Origin of the sequence: Mesorhizobium sp. M7A.F.Ca.CA.003.01.2.1 (assembly GCF_003998945.1) — a bacterium.
GTDB classification, from domain to species: domain Bacteria; phylum Pseudomonadota; class Alphaproteobacteria; order Rhizobiales; family Rhizobiaceae; genus Mesorhizobium; species Mesorhizobium ciceri.
In genome coordinates this window covers 1-2,374 of record NZ_RZRA01000869.1, presented here as the reverse complement: position 1 = coordinate 2,374, position 2,374 = coordinate 1, and the positions used below count along the sequence as shown (strand labels likewise).

Annotated in this window: 3 protein-coding genes and 2 pseudogenes; 1 reads left to right on the top strand and 4 read right to left on the bottom strand. The window is 62.3% G+C overall.

Going from position 1 to position 2,374, the window contains the following annotated elements; genetic code table 11:
- From EN969_RS26915 to def, 4 genes and pseudogenes are all read right to left on the bottom strand, one after another.
- A pseudogene (locus tag EN969_RS26915) lies at positions 1-209 on the bottom strand (N-acetyltransferase); the annotation flags it as partial.
- Positions 206-1,159, bottom strand: a complete 954-nt coding sequence (gene fmt / locus EN969_RS26910) for a methionyl-tRNA formyltransferase (protein ID WP_063169728.1) — start codon at positions 1,157-1,159, stop codon at positions 206-208. The gene fmt and the pseudogene EN969_RS26915, both read right to left, overlap by 4 nt.
- Positions 1,160-1,275: 116 nt before the next feature.
- Positions 1,276-1,518, bottom strand: coding sequence for a plasmid stabilization protein (locus EN969_RS26905; protein ID WP_244506880.1), 243 nt, complete (start codon positions 1,516-1,518; stop codon positions 1,276-1,278).
- A 68-nt stretch (positions 1,519-1,586) separates the two neighbouring features.
- A complete protein-coding gene (gene def / locus EN969_RS26900) occupies positions 1,587-2,117 on the bottom strand; it encodes a peptide deformylase (RefSeq protein WP_063169729.1) in 531 nt (176 codons plus the stop codon).
- A 103-nt stretch (positions 2,118-2,220) separates the two neighbouring features.
- On the opposite strand from def, the pseudogene EN969_RS36310 reads away from it, so the two are divergent.
- Positions 2,221-2,374: pseudogene (locus EN969_RS36310) on the top strand (DNA recombination protein RmuC); the annotation flags it as partial.

Genomic DNA, 2,374 nt, shown 5'->3' with positions numbered 1-2,374 from the left:
CCGCCATTCTGGACGAACAGCCGCGAAAACAGGATATGGCCGACCACCTGGCCGTCCTCTTCCGCAACCAGTTCGGCAACCGCGTCGCCGCCGGTCACCAGCGCGTCGACCAGACCGGCCTCCGCCTGCTGGCCGAAAGCGTGTTCCTCGACGAGGCGGATGGCCTCGCGATCCCGCGGCGTTGCCGCGCGTATCGACATCATGCTCATGAGAATTTCAGTCCTTTTTCGATCTTGGCCCCGCGCAGGAATTCCGACGCGGCAGCGGGCTTTCCGCCCGCCCGTTGAACTTCGACCAGCCTGATCGCGCCTGCCCCGCAGGCGACCGTCAGCCGGTCATCGAGAATTCCTCCCGACTCGCCCAAATCTTCCGAAGGCGACAGGCCTTGCGACAGCGTCGAGCGAAGCAGTTTCAGCCGCTCCTGGCGGCCGCCAATTCCTATCTCCGACCAGGCGCCGGGAAAGGGCGACAGGCCGCGAATATGATTGTGGACCTCACTTGCCGAGCGAGTCCAGTCCACGCGAGTCTCGGATTTATCGATTTTCTTGGCGTAGGTCACCCCATCCACAGCTTGTGTGGTGAATGTCAGCGTATTCCTTTCCAGTCGCGCCAGCGCTTCCACCATCAAGGCAGCACCGACACTCATCAACCGATCATGCAGATCGCCGGCTGTCATATCGGGTTCGATAGCGCATTTTTCAACCAGCCCGACCGGACCGGTGTCCAGGCCCTCTTCCATGCGCATCACCATCATGCCGCTTTCCAGGTCTCCGGCCATGATGGCGCGCTGGATGGGGGCGGCGCCGCGCCAGCGCGGCAGAAGCGACGCATGGCCGTTGACGCAGCCGAGCCGGGTTGCCTCCAGAACCGCCTTCGGCAGCAGCAAACCATAGGCGACGACCACCGCCACATCGGCCTGCAAGGCGCGAAAAGCGGCCTGTTCGGCCTCGCCTTTGAGCGAAACCGGCGTCCGCACCTCGATGCCCAGTCGCTCCGCCTCGCGCTGCACCGGCGACGGCGTCAGCTCCAGTCCGCGTCGTCCGGCAGCGCGCGGCGGCTGGGTATAGACGGCTGATATCTCATGGCCAGCCTCGGCGATCGCGCGCAAGGTCGGCACCGAAAACTCCGGCGTGCCCATGAAGATGACGCGAAGGGGCATTTTTTCTTCTGGTATCCTGTCTTCTTGCTCGCGCAGTGTGCCGGCTCAGGCATCCGCTTCAAACGGGTTTACGAGCTTCAGGTCAAGGCCGTCGAAGTCGCGGGACGACCGTCGCGCTATCTTTCCGCTTCGATCTTCTCCATGATTTCCGCGTATTCATCGCCAATTGCGCTTTCAGATACGAAAGCCGAGCGAATTGCAGCCCACGCCGAGAGGCTCGACTCCTCTCGGGCCGGCCTCTCCGCAACTATGCCTTTGCGCAGAAGGCCGATGGCCTTGTCCGAGACGCTCTGGCCGACCTCGCGCGCCGCCAGTTCGATCTCGCGCTTCAAAGGCTCAGGAATGTCCCTGATCAGCATGTCGACCGTCGGCATCTCCATTTGGTGGCAATCCTGCCGACAATAGGCCTGGAGGGGACTCCCGTACCTTATCCCGCGAGCTTGCCCGGCGCCTTGTCCCTGGCGAGCTTCTTGAATTTCTTTACCACCATGTCGCGCTTCAGCTTCGAGATGTGATCGATGAACAGGACGCCATTGAGGTGGTCGATCTCGTGTTGCAGGCAGGTCGCCATCAACCCCTCGGCCTCTATCTCCTGCAATTTGCCGTCGCGGTCGAGATATTTGACCCGCACGGCGGCGGGGCGTTCGACCTCGGCGTAATAATCCGGGATCGACAGGCAGCCTTCCTCATAGACGGAGCGCGCATCGGCGCTCTCCAGGATTTCCGGATTGATGAAGACATGCGGCGCCGGCGTCTCGTCTTCCTTGGCGAGATCGATCACCAGCAAGCGCAGCGGCTCGCCGATCTGGATTGCCGCCAGCCCGATGCCCGGCGCTTCATACATGGTCGCCAGCATGTCGTCGGCTAATTTGCGCAAAGGCGCGTCGACACGCTCTACGGGCTTGGAAACCTGGCGCAGGATGGGGTCGGGAAGGATGATGAGCGGCTTGATCGGCATGGCGTTCCACCTAAGACCTCCAGCGAAACGCGTCAACCGGTTGGCATCAGGCGCGTTCACGTTTTGATCTGTGCTATCGCGGCGAATCGTCTATGCTGTCCACATGAATGATTTGAGCACCATCCTTTCGGAGCCTGTCGCCCGGCTTGGCGCCACAACGATCACGCTCGGCCATGCGCTGGCCTTCGGCGTTTTGCTGTTTCTGGCCCTGTTCGTGGCGCTGGTCATTGCGTTGTGGCGGTCGGCCAAGGCGCGCG

Bases quoted from the DNA above. Each gene is read 5' to 3' on its own strand.
- fmt (WP_063169728.1), bottom strand. From the start codon at position 1,159: ATGCCCCTTCGCGTCATCTTCATGGGCACGCCGGAGTTTTCGGTGCCG.
- EN969_RS26905 (WP_244506880.1), bottom strand. From the start codon at position 1,518: ATGCTGATCAGGGACATTCCTGAGCCTTTGAAGCGCGAGATCGAACTG.
- def (WP_063169729.1), bottom strand. From the start codon at position 2,117: ATGCCGATCAAGCCGCTCATCATCCTTCCCGACCCCATCCTGCGCCAG.